The sequence below is a fragment of the uncultured Piscinibacter sp. genome, from assembly GCF_937952055.1.
In the GTDB taxonomy this organism is placed as follows: Bacteria; Pseudomonadota; Gammaproteobacteria; order Burkholderiales; family Burkholderiaceae_C; genus Piscinibacter.
This window is the reverse complement of sequence record NZ_CALFYO010000010.1, coordinates 107,871-128,818: the sequence shown is the minus strand read 5'-3', so window position 1 is coordinate 128,818 and position 20,948 is coordinate 107,871. Positions and strand designations below refer to the sequence as shown.

Sequence of the window (20,948 nt, the reverse complement as noted above, 5' to 3'; positions counted from 1 at the left end):
ACGAGAAGGAGAGAGCACCATGCAACTCAAGACCACGACCCTGATCGCCGCCGTCCTCGCCGCTTTCGTCGCCCAGGGCGCCCTGGCTGCGGACGCGAAGAAGACCGCCAAGGCGGACGAGTGTCTCGACGCGGCCACGATGCCGAAGGCCAAGTCGGAGAAGGAACGCGCCGAGGTGAAGGCCGCCGGCAAGGGCACCAGCCGCGAGTGCGACGCCAGCCCGGCGCCTGCCGCGAAGTCGGAGAAGAGCCGCGCCGAAGTGAAGCAGGAGGTCAAGGAAGCCGTCAAGTCCGGCGAGCTGTCCAAGAGCGACGCGATGGAGAAGGTGAAGAAGTAAGCCACCCCACCGGCTCCGAGAGGCGGCGACAGGGTGACCTGCCGCCGCTTCTTGCTTTGGGTTGACGCGGGATCGGCGCCGCGCTCAGCGCGGCGCGAAGGCGTCGTCGATCTCGTTGAACAGCGCGCCGCCGTCTTCGGCGCCCGCATAGGGCCCGGTGCCGCTGTGCACCGACTTCGACGCCGGAATGAAGCCGCCGCTCCTCACGTCGAAGACATGCACCTCGCCGTCCTCGATGACGTAGTGCCAGCCGTGCAGCGCGAGCTTCCCGCGCTCGACCTGCTGGCGCACCATCGGGTAGTCCATCAGGCGCTCGAGCTGCAGCACCACGGCGCGTTGCTCGGTGCGGCGCAGCGCCTCCGGCGTCAGCTGCACCGGCAGCACCGCCTCGCGGCCCAGCTCCAGCCAGGCATTCAGGTTGGTGGCCTGCGGCGAGACGCCCTCGTAGAGCGCACGGATGCCACCGCAGTGGCTGTGACCACACACCACGATGTGCGCCACGTGGAGGTTGAGCACCGCGAACTCGATCGCCGCGGCGGTGCCGTGATAGCCGGCGGACCCATCGTGCGGCGGCACGAAGGCGCCGACGTTGCGCACGATGAACAGCTCGCCCGGCCCGGTGCCCGTGAGCAGATAGGGCACGAGCCGCGAATCCGAACAGCCGATGAACAGGATGGTCGGGTGCTGGCCCTGCCGCACGAGGTCCTGGAACTGGTCCTGGACGCCGGGGAAGGTGTGGTCGTGGAAGCGCTGCAGGCGCTGCAGCAGTTCGTCGGGCATGGCGGCTCGCCTATTGCACCAGCGGCGTGTCGGCAGCCTCCAGGTCGACGCCCTCGACCGCCGCCTCGCCGGCAAGCAATTGCAGGTACTGGCGCAGCGCGGTGACGAAGGCCTGCTGGCGCAGCGCCATGGCGACGGCGCCGCGCACCGCCTCGAAGGGGCGGACCTCGCCCGCCTCGCGCTGCTGCACTTCGACCACGTGCAGCCCGAAGCGGCTGTGCACCAGCCGCGGCAGCACGCCGAGTTCGGCATGGCCGAACAGCTCGCGGGCGAACTCGGGGGCGCAGTCGGCCGCTTCCAGCCAGCCGAGCTCGCCGCCCTGCGCGCCGCTCGGGCAGTTGGAGAGCTCCTGCGCCGCCCGCGCGAATCCGTCGCCTGACGATCCGTCATGGCAGCGCACGTCGAGCAGGCAGGCTTCGGCGCGCTGGCGCAGTGCCGTGACGTCGACACCCGGCATCACCGCGAAGAGGATATGGCGCAGGCGCAGCCGCTCGCCGGCGGCGTAGCTCGCCGCATGGGCCGCGTGGTGGCGGCGGCAGGCCTCCTCCGACGGCTCGGGGAGCTGCAGCGCGCGGTCGAGCAGCGCATCGATGGCCGCCGAGGCGGCCTCGCTGATCGCGCCGTCGCTGGCCGGCGGGTCGTCCGCGGCCAGCAGGCCGGCGCGCTGCGCCGCCTGGCGCAGCAGCTCCGTGCAGGCGCGCTGGCGCAGCTCTTCCGCGCTCGGCCCCTCGCCCTCGTGCATCAGCGGCACGCCGTTGACCGACGGCAGCGTCGCGGTGCTCGTGCTCGTCATCGCCGCCTCCTCAGACGCTCGCGCCGGGCTGGCGCGGCAGGTTCTGGCCGGCCGGCACGTTCAGCCGGCGCGCGCGCACCACCTGGTAGGGGCGCACCACGTAGGCCAGCGTGCCGAAGCCGCTCCACACGTGCACCAGGCGCGTGAACGGGAAGATCAGGAAGATCGTCATGCCGAGGAACATGTGGGCGCGGAACACCGGCCCCACCTCGGCCATCAGCTCGGCGGCGCCGCCTCGGAAGGTGACGATGCGCTGCGCCCATTCGGCCAGCACCAGCATCATGCTGCCGTCCAGGTGCTGCGCCGACAGCGGCACGGTGGCCAGGCCGAGCGCGAACTGCAGCCACAGCAGGACGAGCAGCACGATGTCGCTGGTCCTGCTGGTGGCGCGGATGCGCGCGTCGGCCAGGCGCCGGTGCAGCAGCAGCGTCAGGCCGATGATGCCCAGCACGCCGAAGGCGCCGCCGGAGACCATCGCCAGCAGCTGCTTGGCGCCGGCCGTCATGAACGGCTCGTAGACGACGTGCGGCGTGAGCATGCCCACCGTGTGGCCGAAGAACAGGAACAGGATGCCGGCGTGGAACAGGTTGCTGCCCCATTTCAGCTGGCCGCTGCGCAGCAGCTGCGACGAGTCACTCTTCCAAGAGTACTGGTCGCGGTCGAAGCGCAGCAGGCTGCCGAGCAGGAAGATGGCCAGGCAGAGGTACGGATAGATGCCGAACAGCAGGGTGTCGAGCCAGGCTTTCATGCGCGGACTCCTTCGGAAGCGTGGATCTTGCGGACGATCTGCACCGGTTGCGGCGCGCCGGGACGGGCCTGGCCCTTCACCGAGCAGCCGTCGAAGGCGGCCGGCTCCGCCCAGCTCTCGTCGAGCGACTCCTCCGGCGCGACCTTGACCGGCTGCGCCCGCTCGCCGGCCAGCTCGATCAGTGCGCCCAGCACGCTGGCGTAGGGGCTCTGGCGCTGCTGCAACGCGCTGAAGATGGCGCTGAGGATGTGCACCATCTCGGCCAGGAAGGCGCGCGCCTCCTTCGGCGGCTGCGTCGAGGCGAACTCCAGCACCACCGGCAGGTGGTCGGGCAGTTCGTGCGGCCCGAGCAGCAGCCCCGCCTTCTCGTACGTCCGCACGAGATCGATCATCGCCGGACCGCGGTCGCGAGAGTCGCCATGCACGTGCTCGAACAGATGCAGCGAGGTGCTGCGCCCGCGGTCGAACAGCTCGACGTAGGTGGCTTCGGCCTCCAGCGCGCCCGCCTTGGCCAGGCCGTCCATCAGCGCATCGAGTTCGGCGCGGCGCGAGAAGCTCAGCGCGCGCTCCGACTGCAGCGCATCGCGCAACTCGGGCAGGTGACGGCGCAGCTCGGCATCGGGGTAGCCGAGCAGCTTCGCCAGCACGCGCAACGTGAGCGTCGCCTTGGGATTGGTGTCGAGGAAGCTCATGCTCAGACCTCCGCCTTGATGGGAATGGTGCGGCGCCTGCCGCCGCCGAACAGGCTGGTGTCGCTCGAGCCCTCCGAGCAGCCGTTGCCGAACGAGAAGCCGCAGCCGCCACGCACGTCGAAGGCGTTCTCGGCGTACTCGCGGTGCGTGCTCGGGATGACGAAGCGGTCCTCGTAGTTCGCGATGGCCATCACCTGGTACATGTCCTCGACCTCGGCCTCGCTCATCTGCACCTGCTGCAGTGCCGCGCTGTTGATCGTGCCGTCGACGTGCTTGGCGCGCTGGTAGGCGCGCATCGCCAGCATGCGCTCGAGCGCGCGCACCACCGGCACGGTGTCGCCCGCGGTGAGCAGGTTGGCGAGGTACTTGACCGGGATGCGCAGCTGGTTGACGTCCGGGATCTCGCCATTGGTGCCGACCTGGCCGGCATTGGCGGCGGCCGTGATCGGCGACAGCGGCGGCACGTACCAGACCATCGGCAGCGTGCGGTACTCCGGGTGCAGCGGCAGCGCCACCTTCCACTCCACCGCCATCTTGTAGACCGGGCTGCGGCGCGCCGCCTCCATCCATGCGTCGGGGATGCCGTCGGCGCGCGCCTGCTCGATCACCTTCGGGTCATTGGGGTCGAGGAAGATGTCGAGCTGTGCCTTGTACAGGTCGCGGTCCTGCGCCACGCTGGCCGCTTCCTGGATGCGCTCGGCGTCGTAGAGCAGCACGCCCAGATAGCGGATGCGGCCCACGCAGGTCTCGGAGCACACCGTCGGCTGGCCCGCCTCGATGCGCGGGTAGCAGAAGATGCACTTCTCGGCCTTGCCGGTGTTCCAGTTGTAGTAGATCTTCTTGTACGGGCAGCCCGACACGCACATGCGCCAGCCGCGGCACTTGTCCTGGTCGATCAGCACGATGCCGTCTTCCTCGCGCTTGTAGATCGAGCCCGAGGGGCAGCTCGCGACGCACGCCGGGTTCAGGCAGTGCTCGCACAGCCTGGGCAGGTACATCATGAAGGTGTTCTCGAACTGGCCGTAGATGTCCTTCTGCACCTCGTCGAAGTTCTTGTCCTTCGAGCGCTTGCTGAATTCGCCGCCGAGGATCTCCTCCCAGTTCGGGCCCCACTCGATCTTCTCCATGCGCTGCCCGGTGATCAGGCTGCGCGGCCTGGCGGTCGGCGCCGCCTTCATCTCGGGCGCCGACTGCAGGTGGTCGTAGTCAAAGGTGAAGGGCTCGTAGTAGTCGTCGATCTGCGGCAGGTTGGGGTTGGCGAAGATGCGCATCAGCAGCTTCCACTTCGCGCCCTGGCGCGGCTGGATCGAGCCGTCGGCGTTGCGGATCCAGCCGCCGTTCCACTTGTCCTGGTTCTCCCACTCCTTCGGGTAGCCGATGCCGGGCTTGGTCTCGACGTTGTTGAACCAGGCGTACTCCATGCCCTTGCGGCTGGTCCAGACGTTCTTGCAGGTGACCGAACAGGTGTGGCAGCCGATGCACTTGTCCAGGTTCAGCACCATGCCGATTTGTGCGCGGACCTTCATGCGTGCACTCCTTGCGTCGCGGCGACGGGCGTGTCCAGCCAGTCGACCTTGTTCATCTTGCGCACCACCACGAACTCGTCGCGGTTGGTGCCGATGGTCCCGTAGTAGTTGAAGCCGTAGCTCAGCTGTGCGTAGCCGCCGATCATGTGGGTCGGCTTGAGCACGATGCGCGTCACCGAGTTGTGGATGCCGCCGCGCGCCCCGGTGATTTCCGACCCCGGCGTGTTGATGATCTTCTCCTGCGCGTGGTACATCAGCACCATGCCCGGGTTGACGCGCTGGCTCACCACCGCGCGTGCTGCGATGGCGCCGTTGAGGTTGAACAGCTCGACCCAGTCGTTGTCGACGATGCCGGCGCGCTGCGCGTCGTCCTCCGACAGCCAGATCACCGGGCCGCCGCGGTTGAGCGTCAGCATCAGCAGGTTGTCGCTGTAGGTGCTGTGGATGCCCCACTTCTGGTGCGGCGTGATGAAGTTCAGCAGGATCTCCGTGTTGCCGTTGCCCTTCACGCCGTGGATGCCGGCAGTGGTCTTCAGGTCCACCGGTGGGCGATAGCTGACGAAGCCTTCGCCGAAGGCGCGCATCCACGGGTGGTCCATGTAGAACTGCTGCCGACCGGTGAGGGTGCGCCAGGGGATCAGCTCGTGCACGTTGGTGTAGCCGGCGTTGTACGAGACCTTCTCGCTCTCCAGCCCCGACCAGGTCGGCGAGCTGATGATCTTGCGCGGCTGCGCCTGGATGTCGCGGAAGCGGATCTTCTCGTCCTCGCGGTGCAGGGCCAGGTGCGTATGGTCCAGGCCGGTGGCCTTGGACAGCGCCTGCCAGGCCTTCACGGCGACGTGGCCGTTGGTCTCCGGCGCGAGTTGCAGCACCACCTCGCAGGCGTCGATGTCCGATTCGATCCGCGGCATGCCCTTGGTCACGCCTTCGTCCCGCACCACACCGTTCAATTCACCGAGCTGCCTGACCTCGTCCTGCGTGTTCCAGGCGATGCCCTTGCCGCCGTTGCCCACCTTGTTCATCAAGGGGCCGAGCGCGGTGAAGCGCTTGTAGACATTCGGGTAGTCGCGCTCGATCACCGTCATCTGCGGCGCAGTCTTGCCGGGGATCAGGTCGCATTCGCCCTTCTTCCACTCCTTCACGTCGAAGGGCTGGGCCAGCTCGGCGGGGCTGTCGTGCATCAGCGGCGTCAGCACCAGCTCCTTCTCGACGCCGAGGTGGCCGACGCAGACCTCGCTGAACTTCTTCGCGAAGCCTTTGTAGATCTCCCAGTCGCTCCTCGATTGCCACGCCGGGTCCACCGCGGTGGACAAGGGGTGGATGAAGGGATGCATGTCGCTGGTGTTGAGATCGTTCTTCTCGTACCAGGTGGCGGTGGGCAGCACGATGTCGGAGTACAGACACGTGGTGCTCATGCGGAAGTCCAGCGTGACCAGCAGGTCGAGCTTGCCTTCCGGCGCCTTGTCGTGCCAGACGACTTCCTCCGGCTTCGCGTCGTCGCGGCCGAGGTCCTTGCCCTGCACGCCGTTGCTGGTGCCCAGCAGGTGCTTGAGGAAGTACTCGTGGCCCTTGCCCGACGAGCCGAGCAGGTTGGAGCGCCAGACGAACAGGTTGCGCGGCCAGTTTGCGGGCGCGTCGGGATCTTCGCAGCTCATGCGCAGGGCGCCGCTCTTCAGCGCGCCGACCGCGTAGTCCTTCGGGTCGAGGCCGGCGGCCGCCGCGTCCTTCACCACCTGGATCGGATTCGTCTGCAGCTGCGGCGCGCTCGGCAGCCAGCCCATGCGCTCGGCACGCACGTTGTAGTCGATCATGCTGCCGCCGAACCTGGCCTTGTCGGCCAGCGGCGAGAGCACCTCGTCGACGCCGAGCTTCTCGTAGCGCCACTGGTCGGTGTGCGCGTAGAAGAAGCTGGTGCTGTTCTGCTGCCGCGGCGGGCGGATCCAGTCCAGCGCGAAGGCCAGCGCGGTCCAGCCGGTCTGCGGGCGCAGCTTCTCCTGGCCCACGTAGTGCGCCCAGCCGCCGCCGCTTTGCCCGATGCAGCCGCACATCATCAGCATGTTGATGATGCCGCGGTAGTTCATGTCGCTGTGGTACCAGTGGTTCATCGCCGCGCCGATGATCACCATGGACTTGCCGCGCGTCTTGTGCGCGTTGCCGGCGAACTCGCGCGCCACGCTGATCACCTGCTCGCGCGGCACGCCGGTGACTTTCTCCTGCCAGGCCGGCGTGTACGGTGTGTCGGCGTCGTAGTTCACCGCCGCGTTCTCGCCGGGCAGGCCGCGCGCCACACCGTAGTTGGCCACCTGCAGGTCGAACACCGTGGCCACCAGCGCCTCGCGGTGGTCGCCTTCCTTGCCGAGGCGGATGCGCTGCACGGGCACGGTGCGCACCAGCACGTCGCCGCCTTGTTCGTTGGCGGTGAAGTGCGCGGTCGCGATGCCGCCGAAGTAGGGGAAGCCGACCTGCGCGGTCTGCTCGCTCGGATCCTGCCCTTCCAGCACCGAGAGCTTGAGCTTCACCTCGCCGCCGTGGCGGGCTTCCTTGGCCTCGAGGTTCCACTGACCGGCATCGGCGCGCCCGTCCGGGCCCCAGCGGAAGCCGATCGCGCCGTGGGGCAGCACGACCTTGCCCTTCTGGTCGAGGGCGACGGTCTTCCAGTCGGGGTTGTTGGCCTGGCCGAGCTTGCCGTTGAAGTCGCTGGCGCGCACGTAGCGGTCGGGCACCATCACCGTGCGGCCGTCGGGCAGGGTCTGCTCCTTGAGCAGCACCAGCATCGGCAGGTCGGTGTAGCGGCGTGCGTAGTCGTCGAAGTACTCGCTGCGCTGGTCGAAGTAGAACTCCTTCAGGATCACGTGGCCCATGGCCATCGCGAGCGCCGCGTCGGTGCCCTGCTTCGGGTGCAGCCAGAGGTCGCAGAGCTTGCTGATCTCGGCGTAGTCGGGCGTCACCGCGACCGTCTTCGCGCCCTTGTAGCGCACCTCGGTGAAGAAGTGCGCGTCGGGCGTGCGCGTCTGCGGCACGTTGCTGCCCCAGGCGATGATGTAGGTCGAGTTGTACCAGTCGGCCGACTCGGGCACGTCGGTCTGCTCGCCCCAGATCTGCGGGCTGGATGGCGGCAGGTCGCAGTACCAGTCGTAGAAGCTCATGCACACGCCGCCGATCAGCGACAGGTAGCGCGAGCCGGCGGCGTAGCTGACCATCGACATCGCCGGGATCGGCGAGAAGCCGATCACGCGGTCGGGGCCGTACTTCTTGATCGTGTAGACGTTCGCCGCCGCGACGATCTCGTTGACCTCGTCCCAGCTCGAGCGCACGAAGCCGCCGAGGCCGCGCACGCTCTGGTAGTCGCGCCGCTTGGCCTCGTCCTCGACGATGCTCGTCCAGGCGGCGACCGGGTCGTTGGCCAGGCGCGCCTCGCGCCAGGCCTTGAGCAACCGGCCGCGCACCATCGGGTACTTCACGCGGTTGGCGCTGTAGAGGTACCAGCTGTAGCTGGCGCCGCGCGCGCAGCCGCGCGGCTCGTGGTTGGGCATGTCCCAGCGCGTGCGCGGGTAGTCGGTCTGCTGGGTCTCCCAGGTGACGATGCCGCCCTTGACGTAGATCTTCCACGAGCACGAGCCCGTGCAGTTCACGCCGTGGGTGGAGCGCACGATCTTGTCGTGCGCCCAGCGGTCGCGGTAGGCGTCCTCCCAGGTGCGATCTTCTCCGGTGGCGACGCCGTGGCCGTTGGAGAAGCTCTCCTTGGGCTGCGCGAAATGGGTCAGTCGATCGAGGAAGTGGCTCATTGTCTTGTCCTCAGGGGTTCTTCACGTAGGCGTTGGCGCGCAGGTAGAACCACCAGTTCAGCACCAGGCACACGGCATAGAAGGCGGCGAAGCCGTACATCGCGAACTGCGGCGTGCCGGCCTTGATCTGTCCGCCGATCACCACCGGCGCGATGAAGGCGCCGTACGCCGCCACCGCGGAGGTCCAGCCCAGCACCGGGCCGGCCTGCTGGCGGTCGAAGATCACGCCGATGGTGCGGAAGGTCGAGCCATTGCCGATGCCGCTGGCAGCGAACAGCACCACGAACAGCGACATGAAGATCAGAAAGTACTGCTCGGGCGTGGCCGACTGGTAGGCCAGCAGCATCACGTAGCCGACCCCGGCCGAGGCCGCCACCATCACCGCCGAGATCACCTGGGTGACGATGGAGCCGCCGACCTTGTCGGAGATCCATCCGCCCACCGGACGGATCAGCGCACCGACGAAGGGTCCGATCCATGCATAGGTCAGCGCCGAGGGCGCATTCGGGTTCTTCAGCGTGTGCTGCATCACGCCGTTGGCATCGGGCACGTGGCTGATGCCGAAGATCACCGTGATCGCCAGCGGCAGCGCCATCGAGAAGCCGATGAATGAGCCGAAGGTCACGATGTACAGCGCGGTCATCGACCAGGTGTGCTTGTTGCCGAAGATGGCGAACTGCTTGGCGATGTTGTCCTTCATCGTGCCGAAGGCCGTCAGCTTCATCGTGAACAGCGTGGCGACGATGATCAGCGGCAGGGCAACCCACAGGTTCAGCAGGCCGAGCCCGGTGGGCTTGGGCAGGTAGAGGTAGAGCCCGATGCCGGCCGGCACGAAGGACAAGGTGTACAGCCAGATGATCTTCAGGAACGCCGGGATCGTGCCGCCGATGTTGGGCGAGACCGTGGCCAGGTTGTTCATGCCGAAGAAGCACAGCACCGACAGCGGCACCAGCGACAACAGCCAAGCGAAGCCGGCGTTCTGGATCCAGGTTGGCGTGCCCGCGGCGATCTTGCCGAAGATCCAGCCGCTGTCCTTCACCAGTGTCATCGACTCGCCGCCGAGACCGCCGAAGATGCTCATCGTCATCACCAGCGGGATCACCACCTGCATGGTAGTGACGCCGAAGTTGCCCAGGCCGGCATTCAGGCCCAGCGCCGTGCCCTGCAGCCGCTTCGGGAAGAAGGTGCTGATGTTGGACATCGAGCTGGCGAAGTTGCCGCCGCCCACGCCCGACCACAGCGCCATCAGCTGGAAGGCCCACAGCGGCCAGTCCTTGTGCTGCAGCACGATGCCGGTGCCGATGGCCGGCGCCAGCAGCATCGCGGTGGTCAGGAAGATGGTGTTGCGCCCGCCGGCCAGACGGATCAGGAACGACGCCGGGATGCGCATCGTCGCCCCGGCCAGGCCGGCGATGGCGGTCAGCGTGAAGAGCTCGGCCTGGCTGAACGGGAAGCCCAGGTTGAGCATCTGCACCGTGATGATGCCCCACATGCCCCAGACCGCGAAGCCGCACAGCAGCGCGGGCACCGAGATCCAGAGGTTGCGGTAGGCGATCTTCTTCCCGGTGCTCTCCCAGAAGGCATCGTCCTCGGGGCGCCAGTCGACGATGTCGGCGCCGCTGGTGGGCCGTGCCTGTGCACTGCCCGCAGTCGTGGTATTCATGGTGTGACTCCGTGGTGGAGGTGACGCTCAGCGGGCGAAGGCCTGCGAGCGGGGGCCGATGACCTCGGTCTTGCGCACCTCGGTCCAGTACATCCAGATCAGCGAGACCCAGACCACGCCGTACATCAGCATGAAGGCGCTGGAGCGGATGCCGGTGAGGTCCATCAGCGCGCCGAACATGATCGGCAGCACGAAGCCACCCAGGCCGCCGGCGAGGCCGACGATGCCGCTGATGGTGCCGATGTTGTGCGGGTAGTCGTCGCTGATGTACTTGAAGACGCTGGCCTTGCCGAACGCCCAGGCGATGCCCAGCAGGAACATCAGCAGCGTGAACACGTAGACGTTCAGGCCGATGTGGAAGGTCTTCGGACCGTTGGCGGTGAGGATGGTGAAGTCGGTCTGCGGGTAGGACAGCAGGAACAGGCAGATCCAGCTCACCCACATCACCCACCAGGTGACGTGGTGCGCGCCGTACTTGTCGGACAGCCAGCCGCCGATCGCACGCAGCACGCCGCCGGGCAGCGAGAAGCAGGCCGCGAGCAGCGCCGCGGCGCGGATGTCCAGGCCGTACTCGCCGACGTAGTACTGCACCATCCACAGCGACAGCGCGACATAGCCGCCGAACACGATGCTGTAGTACTGGCAGTACTTCAGCACCCGCGGGTCCTTCAGCGCCTTGAGCTGGTCGACGAACTTGGTGTGCGCCGGCACGAGGTGCGCCGGGTCGCTGTGGCTGAACATCCAGAACACGATCAGCGTGCCCAGCATGACCGCAGCGTAGACCTGCGGCACCATGGTCCAGCCGAACGCGACGACCAGCGCCGGCGCGACGAACTTGTTGACTGCCGCGCCCGAGTTGCCGGCGCCGAACACGCCCATCGCGAAGCCCTGGCGGTTCTTCGGGAACCAGCGCGCGACGTAGGGCGTGCCGACCGAGAACGAGCCGCCGGCCAGTCCCAGCACCAGGCCGATGGAGAGGAACTGCCAGAACTGCGTGGCGTAGGCCATCGCCCAGATGGCCGGGATCGTGATGGCCAGCAGCACCGCCATGACGATCCGGCCGCCGTACTTGTCGGTCCAGATGCCCAGCGGCACGCGAACCAGCGATCCGCTGAGCACCGGCATCGCGGTCAGCAAGCCGAACTCGGTCGCGTTCAAGCCCAAGGTCTTGCGGATCGGGATGCCGATCACCGCGAACATCATCCAGACCATGAAGCAGACGGTGAATGCCAACGTGCTGACGATCAGCACGGACAGCGCCTGTCGTTGTCGAGTCATGGTTCAACCCCTTCCTCAGTGATGCCGTCACTGTAGGAACGGGGCTGCCGCGACGGCATCCTGCGGTGGAACGCGCGACGCGCGGCGGAAGGACGATGCGCTGACGCGGCGCATCCTCCGGAAGAACTAGTGATGGCCGATCGTTGATCCGCATCAACCCGGCGCGTGCCGCCGGTCAGGACGGCAGACGCCCCGCCTCGCGCATGGCCCGCGGCGCAGGGCCTTCAGCCCAGGCCCTGCTCGGTGGCAAGCACCGCGGCCTGCACGCGCGAGCTCACGTCGAGCTTGCGCAGCACGTGCTGCACGTGGATCTTCACCGTGGTCTCCGCGATGCCCAGCGAGCGCGCGATCTCCTTGTTGCTCTCGCCGCGGGCGATGCCGCGCAGGATCTCGCGCTCGCGCGGCGACAGCTGTGCCAGCGGCGACGCGGCCGGCTCCGGCCCGTCCGCCTGCGAGGTGCCGGCGCCGCGGAAGGCCGCCACCAGCTTGCCGGTCATCTCCTCGGCGATCACGCTCTCGCCGCGCATCGCGCGACGGATCGCATGCCCCAGCGCGTCGCCCTCGGTGGTTTTGAGCAGGTAGCCGCAGGCGCCGTTGCGCAGCGCAGCGGCGAGGTCCTGCTCGTCCTCGCTGACGGTGAGCATGATCACGCGCGCCGCCGGCGCCGCCTCGCGCAGCGCGGGCAGCGCGTCGACGCCGTTCACGCCAGGCAGGTGGTTGTCGAGCAGGATCAGGTCCGGCTGCAGCTCGAGCGCGCGGCGCTGCGCCTGCCCGGCGTCGCCGGCATCGCCGACCACCTGGAACTGCGGATCGAGCGAGAGCAGCGCCATCAGCCCGCGGCGGAACAGCGTGTGGTCGTCGACGACGAGGATACGGACCGTGTCGGCGCTCATGCCGCGTCCCGCAGGTCGGCGGCGTCGGCGGCGCGCGCCGCGGTGCCGGCCGGCAGCGTCAGCACCACCGAGGTGCCTCGGCCGGCCACCGAGAAGGTCTCGAGCTGCGCGCCGATGCGCTCGGCGCGCTCGGCCATGATGCGTCGTCCGACATGCGTCTCGTCGGGGGCGCCTTGCTCGACGTCGAAGCCGATGCCGTCGTCGCGCACCTCGAAGCGCCACTGCGGCTGCTGCTGCACATCGACCCACACCCGCGTCGCATGGGCATGCTTGCGCACGTTGGACAGCGCCTCCTGCACGATGTGCAGCACCTGCAGCTGCAAATCGGGCGGCAGCGGCAAGCCGTGGCCGTGCATCTGCAGCTCGGCGCGCAGGCCGCTCTGGTGCTCGAACTTGCGCAGCGTGGTCTGCAGCGCGGGCTCGATGTCCTCGCCGCTGCTGCGCGTGCGGAAGTGCATCAACAGCTCGCGCACGTCGCCGTAGCTCTCGCGCACACCGGTGTCGATCTCGGCGACCACCTGCTCGAGCCGCTGGGCGTCGCCGCTGCGCAGCGCCTCGCGCAGCAGCTGCACCTGGATCTTCAGGAAGGCGAGCGACTGCGCGATCGAGTCGTGCAGCTCGCGCGCGATGAAGCTGCGCTCCTGAGAGACCGCGGCCTCCTTCTCCAGCGCGTTCAGGCGCAGGTATTCCATCGCCGCGGCCAGGTGCGCGGCGAGCACCTCGAGCAGCGAACGCTCCGCGTCGCTGAGGGTGTACTGGGCATGGAAGAACAGGTCGATCTCGCCCATCACGCGCTCGTGCTGGCGGATCGGCACCGACACCACCGTCTCGAAGCCGGCCTCGCGGCAGTGCGGCATGGCGGCCGCCTCGCTGCGCAGCGGGATCACGCGCACGCCGTGCGCGGCGCCGTCGGTCACGCCGCAGTGGCACTGGCCGGCGTGCAGGCAGTGCTCGCCCTCGGCCATGGCCACGGGCAGCCCCTCGCTGGCGAGCATCAGGTAGCGCTGCTGCGTCTCGTCCGACCAGCGCAACGCCACCGCGTCGGCATGCACCGCCTCGCGCACGCGCTGCGCGAAGTTCCGCGCCAGCGGCTCCAGCGCGCTGGCGCCCGCCACCAGCGCAGTCACGTCGTAGAGCACCTGCAGGCGCTCGCGCTTCTCTTCCAGCTGCGCGGTCTTCTCGCTGACCTTGGCCTCCAGCCCGCGGTACATCTGCTGCAGGTTCTCGGCCATGCCGTTGAAGCCGTCGGCCAGCGTGCCGAACTCGTCGCGCGTGGGGCGGTCGACGCGGGTCGAGAAGTCGCCCCCCTGGATGCCCTCGATCGCGCGCTTGAGATCGCCCACCGGCTCGAGCACGAAGCGGTAGCCGCTGTAGACCAGCACGGCGGCCCCGACCACCGCGAGCACCATCATCGCCGTCTGCAGCAGGTGCATCAGCGCCGTCCAGCGCGACATGTGCGCCTCGATGGCGGCGACCAGCGCGTCGATGTGCCCGGCGAACGCCGCGCTCTCCTCGCGCAGGCCGGCGATCGAGGCCGGCGGCGCCACTGTCCAGCGCGCGCGAAAGTGCCGCCAGTCGGCCTCGACGCGGTCGAAGCGCTCCGCCACCTTCTCGTCCCAGGGCAGGAACAGCGGCCGCTCCGGGTCGCCGTGGCGCAGCAGGGCCACGCTGCGATCGAATTCGGCCACCTGCGACGGCAGCACGTCGCGGTCCACGCTCGCCACCGACAGCGCCATGCGGTAGGCCTGCATGCGCATGCGGCCGGCTTCGTTGACCGCCGCGGCGCCGCCGTCGAGCTGCCACGACACCCACAGCGTCAGGCCGATCGAGGTGAACGCGAGCAGCAGGAACGGCGCCGCCACCAGGGCGAGCTTGGTGCCGAGGGTCCAGGCGCGGGAGCGGGCCATGGGCGCAGTCTAGACAGCGGTCCGGCTCTCGTCTTGATTCCGGTCAAGCCCGAGCGTCCGGCCCGCGCCGATTCAGCGGCCCAGCCGCGCGCGCATCGCGTCGATGACGACCTTGTAGTCGCGCTGGCCGAAGATCGCGCTGCCGGCCACGAAAGTGTCGGCGCCGGCGTCGGCCACGGCGCGGATGTTGTCGATCTTGATGCCGCCGTCGACCTCCAGGCGGATGTCGCGGCCGCTGGCGTCGATGAGGCGGCGCGCACGCTCGATCTTCTTCAGCGCCGCGGGGATGAAGCTCTGCCCGCCGAAGCCGGGGTTGACGCTCATGATGAGCACCAGGTCGACCTTGTCGAGCACCCAGTCCAGCACGTCCAGCGGCGTGGCCGGGTTGAACACCAGGCCGGCCTGGCAGCCCTCGGACTTGATGAGCTGCAGCGTGCGGTCGACATGCGCGCTGGCCTCGGGGTGGAAGCTGACCAGGTCGGCGCCTGCCCTGGCGAAAGCCTGCGCCAGCGCATCGACCGGCTGCACCATCAGGTGCACGTCGATCGGCGCGCGGTGGCCGGCCGGCGTCACCGCATGCTGGCGCAGCGCCTCGCAGACCATCGGGCCGAAGGTCAGGTTCGGCACGTAGTGGTTGTCCATCACGTCGAAGTGGATCCAGTCGGCGCCCGCCGCGAGCACGTCGCGCACCTCCTCGCCGAGGCGGGCGAAGTCGGCAGAGAGGATGCTGGGGGCGATTCGATAGGTGCTCATGGCGGATGGGCTTGTGAATGCGAGGGAATTCTAGGTGCGCTCCTAGAATGCGTTCGCATGTCACGCCCCGAGTTCACCAATACCGTCGCCGTGCGGCCGCTGCCCGAGCAGTCCGACCCGGCGAACGGCCAGCATGCGTTCGCCTACACCGTCACCATCCGCAACACGGGCGACGTGACCGCGCAGTTGATCGCGCGCCACTGGGTCATCACCGACGCCGACGGCCACGTCGAAGAGGTGCGCGGCCTCGCGGTGGTCGGCCACCAGCCGCTGCTGCAGCCCGGCGAGAGCTTCGAGTACACGAGCTGGACGCGCCTGGCCACGCCGCACGGCACGATGCGCGGCACCTTCTTCTGCATGACCGAGGACGCGCACCCCTTCGACTCGCCGGTGCCCGAGTTCGGGCTGACCACCGCGTCCTCGCTGCACTGAGCCGCCCGAGGGCGGGCGCGGGCCGGGGCCGGAGCGCTCCGGGCGGGACGAGGCCGCTCAGCGCGCAGCACGCGCCGCGTCGAGGAAGGCCTCCATCAGGGGCGTGCCGCTGAGCAGTCCGGGCACGCCGGCGTGGAACTCGGGATGCCACTGCACGCCGGCCACGAAGGCCGACCCGCGTGCGCGGATCGCCTCGACGACGCCATCCTCGGTCGAACGTGCCTCGACCACGAGATCGGCGCCGAGGCGGTCGACGGCCTGGTGATGGATGCTCGTCACCAGGCCTCCCGGCCGGCCTTCGTAGAGCTCGGCCAGGCGCGCGTCCTGCTCGAAGCGCACCTCGTGGTGCAGCTTGTCGTACAGCAACGGGTCGACGTGGTCGCGCGAGGCAGCCCGCTGCGTCGGGATGTCCTGGATCAGCGTGCCGCCGAAGGCGACGTTGAGCAGCTGCGAGCCACGGCAGATGCCCAGCACCGGCTTGCCCTTGGCCAGAAAGCCCTCGAGCAGCTCCATCTCGTAGCGGTCGCGCACCAGGTCACCCGACCATTCCGGCCGCAGCGGCTGCTGGCCGTAGCTGCTCGGACTGACGTCGGCGCCGCCCTGCAGCACCAGCCCGTCGAGCAAGTCGACGTAGTGGTGCACCGACACCTTGCGCCGCGACACCTCGGCGTCGTAGCCCAGCGTGGGCAGCATCAGCGCCAGCGCGCCATGCGCCATCACCCAATGCGCGATCGACTGCTCGAGGTACTGCAGCGTCTTGTTGCGGAAGCCCAGTTCGGCCGGCGGCTGGTGCAGCAGCCGCGCCGACAGGCCGATGCGCAACGGCGCAGGGTTCACAGGGGGCGGCCCTCCCACCGCAGGCACTGCTGGCGCACCACCTCGGGCAGCAGGTGCTCGCGCTCCCAGGCGGTGCGGATCCAGCTGGCGTCGTTGCCGTCGCCGACCAGCTCGTTGCGCAGCAGCCGGATGGCGTCCTCCGCCTCCAGCTCCATGGCGTGGATCTCCAGCGCCGCGAAGCTGGCCTCGATGTCCTCGCGCAGCGTGCGCTGCTCGCCGCTCTTCGGGTCGACGAAGATGCCGTCGAGCCCGAAGCGGCAGGCCTGGAAGCGGTTGAAGGTGTAGGGCAGGTAGTCGTCCTCGGCCGGCTCGTAGGGCCGCTCGACACGCAGCCAGCGCGCCAAGCACTGGATGTAGGCGGCCAGCGCGGCCGACTTCTCGATGGTCAGCGGCGTGTCCAGCACGCGCACCTCGATCGTGCCGTACTCGGGCTTGGGCCGGATGTCCCAGTAGAAGTCCTTCATGCTCTTGACGACGCCGGTGCGCGCCATCTTCTCGAAGTGCACGAGGAAGTCCTCCCAGCGCAACACGAACGGTGCCCGTCCCGACAGCGGGAAAGCGAACACCGAGTTCAGGCGCGCGGAGTGGAAGCCGGTGTCGGTGCCCTGCACGAAAGGCGAGGAGGCCGACAGCGCGATCAGGTGCGGGATGAAGCGCGACAGCCCGTGCAGCAGCACGAGCGCCTGATCGGGGCCGGCGCAGCCGACGTGCACGTGCTGGCCGAAGATGGTGAATTGCTTGGACAGGTAGCCGTACAGCTCGGAGAGCTGCTTGAAGCGCGGTTTGTCGAAGATGCGCCGCTCGCTCCACTGCTGGAACGGGTGCGTGCCGCCGCCGCACAGCCCGACGTTGAGCCTGTCGGCGCATTCGACGAGCGCATCGCGCGTCTCGGTCAGTTGGGCCAGCACCTCGGCATGGCTGGCACACACCGAGGTGCACAGCTCGATCATGCTGTTGGTCATCTCCGGCGTCACCGCGCCGGGGATCTTGCGCGAGCCCATCAGTCGCAGCAGGTCGCGCGCGCTGGGCGAGAGGTCGTAGTCGTGCGTGTTGACGATCTGCAGCTCCAGCTCCACGCCGAGCGTGAGCGAGCGCGATTCGGCGAAGGGCCCGAGGCTCATGCGCGCGCTCCCGGCGGACGGTGGGCCGGATGATCCTCGTCGGCCAGCCGCAGCCCCCACTGGACGGCCAGCGGTCCGGCCAGCTCCATCGCCGCGACGGCGGTGAGCACCACCGGGGCGATCGTGATGGCGAGATCGGGATGATTGAAGTGCAGGTCGGCGAACAGCACCAGCGCCGTGCCGGACACCGGCATCAGCGTCAGCGTCAGCGCGACGCCCTGGCGCGTCTCGATGCCGCTCCAGCGCGCCAGGCCGATCACCGCGACCGCCTTGGCCAGCCCCCGCGCCGCCAGCAGCAGCAGCGCGCCCGCCGCGCCCAGCGCCAGGGCCTGCACCGACCAGGCCGAACCGACGACGACGAACAGCATCAGCACCAGCACGCCGCCGGCGGTGCCGAAGTGACGCGGCCACACCCAGGGCCGCTCCGTGCTGTTGCGCAGCACGACGCCGGCGAGCAGCGGCACGAGCAGCGTCGAGAGGCTGAACGCGCGTGCCAACGTGAGCGCGAGCACGATCATGCCCAGCAGCAGCAGCACCGAATTCTCGTTGCGCAGGTCGAGCCGCCGCGCCACCCAGGCGACCAGCCCGGCGAGCAGGAAGGCCAGCAGCACCGAGCCGCCGAAGGTGTAGAGGGGTTGCGCGATCGCCTGCCCCCAGTTGCCGGCGCGGTCCAGGTACAGCCAGCCGATCACCAGCTTGTGCACCAGCACCGCGAACAGCGTGTTCAGTGCCGTCAGCATCAGCATGCGCTCGGTGACCTGCCCTTCGGCCTTGAGCTCGGTGGCGACACGTCCGACCACCGCGCCCGACGCCGCCACCGTGATGGTGGCGCAGGCCAGCGCGAGAGGCGTCTCCATGCCCAGCCAGGCGAGAGCGGCGACGATCGCCGCGAAGCTGAGCAGCGTTTCGGCGCCGCTGGTCCACAGCAGGGCCGGGTTGATGCGCAGCCAGCGCAGGCGCAGGCGGCTGCCGAGTTCGAACAGCAGCAGGGCCAGTGCGAGGTCGACGATCAGCCGCAGGCTGCCGCCGAGGCGGCCGTCGGCCAGGCCATGCCCGGACAGCGCGATCGCCATGCCGACGACGCTGTAGCCGACGATGCGCGGCAGGCCGAGCCCGCGCTGCACCCCCTCGCCGAGCAGCGCACCGGCCACCAGCGCGAGCGCCGACCAGAACATCGCGTCGGGCACGGGCGGCCAGGGCTCCACCTGCAGGTAGGCAGCAAACTCCGTCAACATGCTTGTCTCCGTGTGCCGGGCCGAAACGGGTTGCCTCGGTTCCGACCGTCCTCGCCGGCCACGCTCCGGCTACTCATCCGCGTCTCGACGGCGCTCGCCGCGCGAGCGACCCGAGAACATCGTCCACCAGACGATGAGCAGCAGGATGACCAGCGCCCCCAGCGCTTCCAGCAGAATCAGCCACATGACTATGTCTCTCTGCCGCGTGTCGATCGGCGCGTGGATTCTAGGCGGACTCGCCGCCTGCGCCGTGGAGCCGGAGCCCTCGCCACCGGCTGCGCCGGCCTCCGTTGCAGCGCAGCGCCCGATGGTCACGGCCCCCCCCGCAGCGGCCGACGCTCCCATCGTGCGTGCGCGCTCGCGCTGGCTGCCGGCGGACTGGTCCGAGCTGCCCGGCTGGTCCACCGACGCCACGCGCGAACTCTGGCCTGCACTGCAGCGCGGTTGCGACAAGCCCGCGCCGGGCTGGGAAGGCGTCTGCGTGGCGGCGCGCGGCTTCCAGCCGGGCAACGACGCCGACGCCCGCGCCTGGCTGCAGGCACGGCTGCGGCCCTACCGTGTCGAGGCGCCCGACGGCACGATCGAAGGCCTGGCCACCGGCTACTTCGAGCCGCTGATCGAGGCGCAGCGCCAGCCGCGCGCGGCCTTCCGCGTGCCGCTGCACGCGCTGCCCGACGACCTTGCCACGCGCAAGCCCTGGTGGACGCGCCAGCAGATCGACACGCTGCCGGCCGCGCAGGCGGCGCTGCGCGGGCGCGAACTCGCCTACGTGGCCGATCCGCTCGATGCGCTGCTGCTGCAGGTGCAAGGCTCCGGCCGGCTGCTGCTGTCGGAGGGCAACGGCACGCGCCGCCAGGTGCGCGTGGCCTACGCGGGCCACAACGACCAGCCCTACAAGTCGGTCGGCCGCTGGCTGATCGAGCAGGGCGAGCTGCGGCCCGAGCAGGCTTCGTGGCCGGCCATCAGGGCCTGGGCGAGGTCGAACCCGAAACGGGTCCAGGAGCTGCTGTGGAGCAACCCGCGTTACGTGTTCTTCAAGGAGGAGCCGCTGCCCGACCCGCAGGTGGGCCCGAAGGGTGCGCAGGCCGTGCCGCTGACACCGGGACGCTCGATCGCGGTCGATCCGCAGTCGGTGCCCTACGGCACGCCGGTGTGGCTGGACACCACCGAGCCGCTGTCGAGCACGCCACTGCGCCGACTGGTGATGGCGCAGGACACCGGCAGCGCGATCACCGGTGCGGTGCGCGCCGACTACTTCTGGGGCTGGGGCAAGGAGGCCGAGGCGCAGGCCGGGCGCATGAAGCAGCCGCTGCGCATGTGGGTGCTGTGGCCGCGCTGAAGCGAGGTCAGGCCATCACCGTCCGGTCGGCCCGCTGACCGCCTGCGCCAGTGTCTGCCCGGGCGCGAGCGCCGCGAGGCCGGCCGAAAAGGCCACCGCCACCAGCGCGAGCCACGCCACCGGCCGGCCCGGCGCCATGCCCACCCAGACGAAGCAGGCCTTGCTGCCGACGCTGTACACCATCAGCGCGCAGGCGAGCAGGCAGCGCGCGGCGCGCACACGCTGGCGCGGGTCGCTGCCCAGCAGCGCATCGCCCAGCGCGCCAGGGCGGACTCATCGCGCCCCCGACGTCTCGGCGGCGCCACGCAGATGGCCCAGCGGCAGCGCGCCGCCGGACTTCACCTCGCCGAGGGAAAAGCTGGTGTGCAGGTCCTTCACGTGCGGCAGGCCCATCAGCACGTCGAGCGCGAAGCGCGAGAAGGCGTCCAGGTCGGTGGCCATCACCTGCAGCTCGAAGGTGCCCGAGCCCGAGATGTAGTGGCAGGAGATCACCTCGGGAATGCGCCGGATGGCGTCCTCCAGCTCGCGCGTCGCCGCGGCGGTGTTGCGGTCGGCGTCGATGCGCACGAAGGCCAGCACACCCAGGCCGATCTTGCGGCGGTCGATCTCGGCGCGGTAGCCGGTGATGAAGCCATGCTCTTCCAGCCAGCGCACGCGGCGCCAGGTCGGCGCCGCCGACAGGCCGATGCGCGTGGCCAGTTCGGCGTTCGACAGGCGTGCGTCTTGCTGCAGGGCGCGCAGGATGGCAATGTCATAGCGATCGAGTGCCGCGCCATGGGTCTCGGGCTCGCCGCTGGACGCTGGGGTTTTCCCTGAAGTGACCATACCG

At 69.3% G+C, this 20,948-nt stretch carries 19 protein-coding genes; 3 read left to right on the top strand and 16 right to left on the bottom strand.

The window, feature by feature from the left end:
• Positions 1 to 19: 19 nt before the first annotated feature.
• Positions 20 to 337, top strand: a complete 318-nt coding sequence (locus tag Q0599_RS03420; RefSeq protein WP_298825691.1) for a hypothetical protein — start codon at positions 20 to 22, stop codon at positions 335 to 337.
• An 84-nt stretch (positions 338 to 421) separates the two neighbouring features.
• Here Q0599_RS03420 and Q0599_RS03415 read toward each other — a convergent pair whose 3' ends face one another.
• The 11 genes from Q0599_RS03415 to rpe all read right to left on the bottom strand — a co-directional run bounded on the left by Q0599_RS03415 (position 422) and on the right by rpe (position 15,155).
• Positions 422 to 1,117: a carbonic anhydrase gene (locus Q0599_RS03415; RefSeq protein ID WP_298825689.1), complete on the bottom strand. Its 696-nt coding sequence runs from the start codon at positions 1,115 to 1,117 to the stop codon at positions 422 to 424.
• A gap of 10 nt (positions 1,118 to 1,127) precedes the next feature.
• Positions 1,128 to 1,910, bottom strand: a complete 783-nt coding sequence (locus Q0599_RS03410; RefSeq protein ID WP_298825686.1) for a peptidylprolyl isomerase — start codon at positions 1,908 to 1,910, stop codon at positions 1,128 to 1,130.
• A gap of 10 nt (positions 1,911 to 1,920) precedes the next feature.
• A complete protein-coding gene (gene narI / locus Q0599_RS03405; protein WP_298825683.1) occupies positions 1,921 to 2,658 on the bottom strand; it encodes a respiratory nitrate reductase subunit gamma in 738 nt (245 codons plus the stop codon).
• Positions 2,655 to 3,350, bottom strand: a complete 696-nt coding sequence (narJ, locus tag Q0599_RS03400) for a nitrate reductase molybdenum cofactor assembly chaperone (RefSeq protein WP_298825680.1) — start codon at positions 3,348 to 3,350, stop codon at positions 2,655 to 2,657. Before narJ ends, narI begins: the two co-directional genes overlap by 4 nt.
• 2 nt (positions 3,351 to 3,352) lie before the next feature.
• A complete protein-coding gene (gene narH / locus Q0599_RS03395; RefSeq protein WP_298825677.1) occupies positions 3,353 to 4,876 on the bottom strand; it encodes a nitrate reductase subunit beta in 1,524 nt (507 codons plus the stop codon).
• Positions 4,873 to 8,661 carry a nitrate reductase subunit alpha gene (locus Q0599_RS03390; RefSeq protein WP_298825673.1) on the bottom strand — a complete coding sequence of 1,263 codons (3,789 nt, stop codon included), beginning with the start codon at positions 8,659 to 8,661 and terminating at the stop codon, positions 4,873 to 4,875. Before Q0599_RS03390 ends, narH begins: the two co-directional genes overlap by 4 nt.
• A 10-nt stretch (positions 8,662 to 8,671) precedes the next feature.
• A complete protein-coding gene (locus tag Q0599_RS26095; protein ID WP_367180894.1) occupies positions 8,672 to 10,324 on the bottom strand; it encodes an antiporter in 1,653 nt (550 codons plus the stop codon).
• A 27-nt stretch (positions 10,325 to 10,351) separates the two neighbouring features.
• Complete coding sequence (locus Q0599_RS26090; RefSeq protein WP_367180893.1) at positions 10,352 to 11,602, bottom strand: nitrate/nitrite transporter; 1,251 nt, start codon at positions 11,600 to 11,602, stop codon at positions 10,352 to 10,354.
• A gap of 224 nt (positions 11,603 to 11,826) precedes the next feature.
• The gene (locus Q0599_RS03380) at positions 11,827 to 12,495 is read right to left on the bottom strand and encodes a LuxR C-terminal-related transcriptional regulator (protein WP_298825670.1); all 669 of its coding nucleotides are present in this window, start codon (positions 12,493 to 12,495) and stop codon (positions 11,827 to 11,829) included.
• Entirely contained in the window at positions 12,492 to 14,402 is a 1,911-nt protein-coding gene (locus Q0599_RS03375; RefSeq protein ID WP_298825667.1) for a type IV pili methyl-accepting chemotaxis transducer N-terminal domain-containing protein, read from the bottom strand. Before Q0599_RS03375 ends, Q0599_RS03380 begins: the two co-directional genes overlap by 4 nt.
• Before the next feature lie 72 nt (positions 14,403 to 14,474).
• Complete coding sequence (rpe, locus tag Q0599_RS03370) at positions 14,475 to 15,155, bottom strand: ribulose-phosphate 3-epimerase (RefSeq protein ID WP_298825664.1); 681 nt, start codon at positions 15,153 to 15,155, stop codon at positions 14,475 to 14,477.
• Positions 15,156 to 15,212: 57 nt separating this feature from the next.
• On the opposite strand from rpe, the gene apaG reads away from it, so the two are divergent.
• Positions 15,213 to 15,587 carry a Co2+/Mg2+ efflux protein ApaG gene (apaG, locus tag Q0599_RS03365; protein ID WP_298825661.1) on the top strand — a complete coding sequence of 125 codons (375 nt, stop codon included), beginning with the start codon at positions 15,213 to 15,215 and terminating at the stop codon, positions 15,585 to 15,587.
• A 57-nt stretch (positions 15,588 to 15,644) separates the two neighbouring features.
• On the opposite strand, the gene Q0599_RS03360 is transcribed toward apaG, so the two are convergent.
• From Q0599_RS03360 to Q0599_RS03350, 3 genes are read right to left on the bottom strand one after another with little or no spacing between them, the layout of a single operon-like run.
• Positions 15,645 to 16,424 (bottom strand): gamma-glutamyl-gamma-aminobutyrate hydrolase family protein, encoded by a 780-nt coding sequence (locus tag Q0599_RS03360; RefSeq protein WP_298825658.1) that lies wholly within the window; start codon positions 16,422 to 16,424, stop codon positions 15,645 to 15,647.
• Entirely contained in the window at positions 16,421 to 17,545 is a 1,125-nt protein-coding gene (locus tag Q0599_RS03355) for a YbdK family carboxylate-amine ligase (protein ID WP_298825655.1), read from the bottom strand. Before Q0599_RS03355 ends, Q0599_RS03360 begins: the two co-directional genes overlap by 4 nt.
• The gene (locus tag Q0599_RS03350) at positions 17,542 to 18,780 is read right to left on the bottom strand and encodes a cation:proton antiporter (RefSeq protein ID WP_298825652.1); all 1,239 of its coding nucleotides are present in this window, start codon (positions 18,778 to 18,780) and stop codon (positions 17,542 to 17,544) included. The genes Q0599_RS03355 and Q0599_RS03350 overlap by 4 nt, the downstream gene beginning before the upstream one ends.
• A gap of 307 nt (positions 18,781 to 19,087) precedes the next feature.
• On the opposite strand from Q0599_RS03350, the gene Q0599_RS03345 reads away from it, so the two are divergent.
• On the top strand, positions 19,088 to 20,119 hold the full coding sequence (locus Q0599_RS03345) for a murein transglycosylase A (protein WP_367180892.1): 1,032 nt from the start codon (positions 19,088 to 19,090) through the stop codon (positions 20,117 to 20,119).
• A 15-nt stretch (positions 20,120 to 20,134) separates the two neighbouring features.
• Here Q0599_RS03345 and Q0599_RS03340 read toward each other — a convergent pair whose 3' ends face one another.
• Together Q0599_RS03340 and Q0599_RS03335 are read right to left on the bottom strand one after the other, a co-directional pair.
• Positions 20,135 to 20,338, bottom strand: coding sequence for a hypothetical protein (locus tag Q0599_RS03340; protein WP_298825647.1), 204 nt, complete (start codon positions 20,336 to 20,338; stop codon positions 20,135 to 20,137).
• 54 nt (positions 20,339 to 20,392) lie between these two features.
• Positions 20,393 to 20,944, bottom strand: a complete 552-nt coding sequence (locus tag Q0599_RS03335; RefSeq protein ID WP_298825644.1) for an Lrp/AsnC family transcriptional regulator — start codon at positions 20,942 to 20,944, stop codon at positions 20,393 to 20,395.
• Positions 20,945 to 20,948: the final 4 nt, after the last annotated feature.

What these genes read in the sequence shown, in the direction of transcription:
- apaG (WP_298825661.1), top strand. Translation starts at nt 15,213, where the DNA reads ATGTCACGCCCCGAGTTCACCAATACCGTCGCCGTGCGGCCGCTGCCC.
- Q0599_RS03350 (WP_298825652.1), bottom strand. Translation starts at nt 18,780, where the DNA reads ATGTTGACGGAGTTTGCTGCCTACCTGCAGGTGGAGCCCTGGCCGCCC.
- narI (WP_298825683.1), bottom strand. Translation starts at nt 2,658, where the DNA reads ATGAAAGCCTGGCTCGACACCCTGCTGTTCGGCATCTATCCGTACCTC.
- Q0599_RS03420 (WP_298825691.1), top strand. Translation starts at nt 20, where the DNA reads ATGCAACTCAAGACCACGACCCTGATCGCCGCCGTCCTCGCCGCTTTC.
- rpe (WP_298825664.1), bottom strand. Translation starts at nt 15,155, where the DNA reads ATGAGCACCTATCGAATCGCCCCCAGCATCCTCTCTGCCGACTTCGCC.
- Q0599_RS03375 (WP_298825667.1), bottom strand. Translation starts at nt 14,402, where the DNA reads ATGGCCCGCTCCCGCGCCTGGACCCTCGGCACCAAGCTCGCCCTGGTG.
- Q0599_RS03335 (WP_298825644.1), bottom strand. Translation starts at nt 20,944, where the DNA reads ATGGTCACTTCAGGGAAAACCCCAGCGTCCAGCGGCGAGCCCGAGACC.
- Q0599_RS03355 (WP_298825655.1), bottom strand. Translation starts at nt 17,545, where the DNA reads ATGAGCCTCGGGCCCTTCGCCGAATCGCGCTCGCTCACGCTCGGCGTG.
- narH (WP_298825677.1), bottom strand. Translation starts at nt 4,876, where the DNA reads ATGAAGGTCCGCGCACAAATCGGCATGGTGCTGAACCTGGACAAGTGC.
- Q0599_RS03345 (WP_367180892.1), top strand. Translation starts at nt 19,088, where the DNA reads ATGGTCACGGCCCCCCCCGCAGCGGCCGACGCTCCCATCGTGCGTGCG.
- Q0599_RS03415 (WP_298825689.1), bottom strand. Translation starts at nt 1,117, where the DNA reads ATGCCCGACGAACTGCTGCAGCGCCTGCAGCGCTTCCACGACCACACC.
- Q0599_RS26090 (WP_367180893.1), bottom strand. Translation starts at nt 11,602, where the DNA reads ATGACTCGACAACGACAGGCGCTGTCCGTGCTGATCGTCAGCACGTTG.
- narJ (WP_298825680.1), bottom strand. Translation starts at nt 3,350, where the DNA reads ATGAGCTTCCTCGACACCAATCCCAAGGCGACGCTCACGTTGCGCGTG.
- Q0599_RS03380 (WP_298825670.1), bottom strand. Translation starts at nt 12,495, where the DNA reads ATGAGCGCCGACACGGTCCGTATCCTCGTCGTCGACGACCACACGCTG.
- Q0599_RS26095 (WP_367180894.1), bottom strand. Translation starts at nt 10,324, where the DNA reads ATGAATACCACGACTGCGGGCAGTGCACAGGCACGGCCCACCAGCGGC.
- Q0599_RS03390 (WP_298825673.1), bottom strand. Translation starts at nt 8,661, where the DNA reads ATGAGCCACTTCCTCGATCGACTGACCCATTTCGCGCAGCCCAAGGAG.
- Q0599_RS03410 (WP_298825686.1), bottom strand. Translation starts at nt 1,910, where the DNA reads ATGACGAGCACGAGCACCGCGACGCTGCCGTCGGTCAACGGCGTGCCG.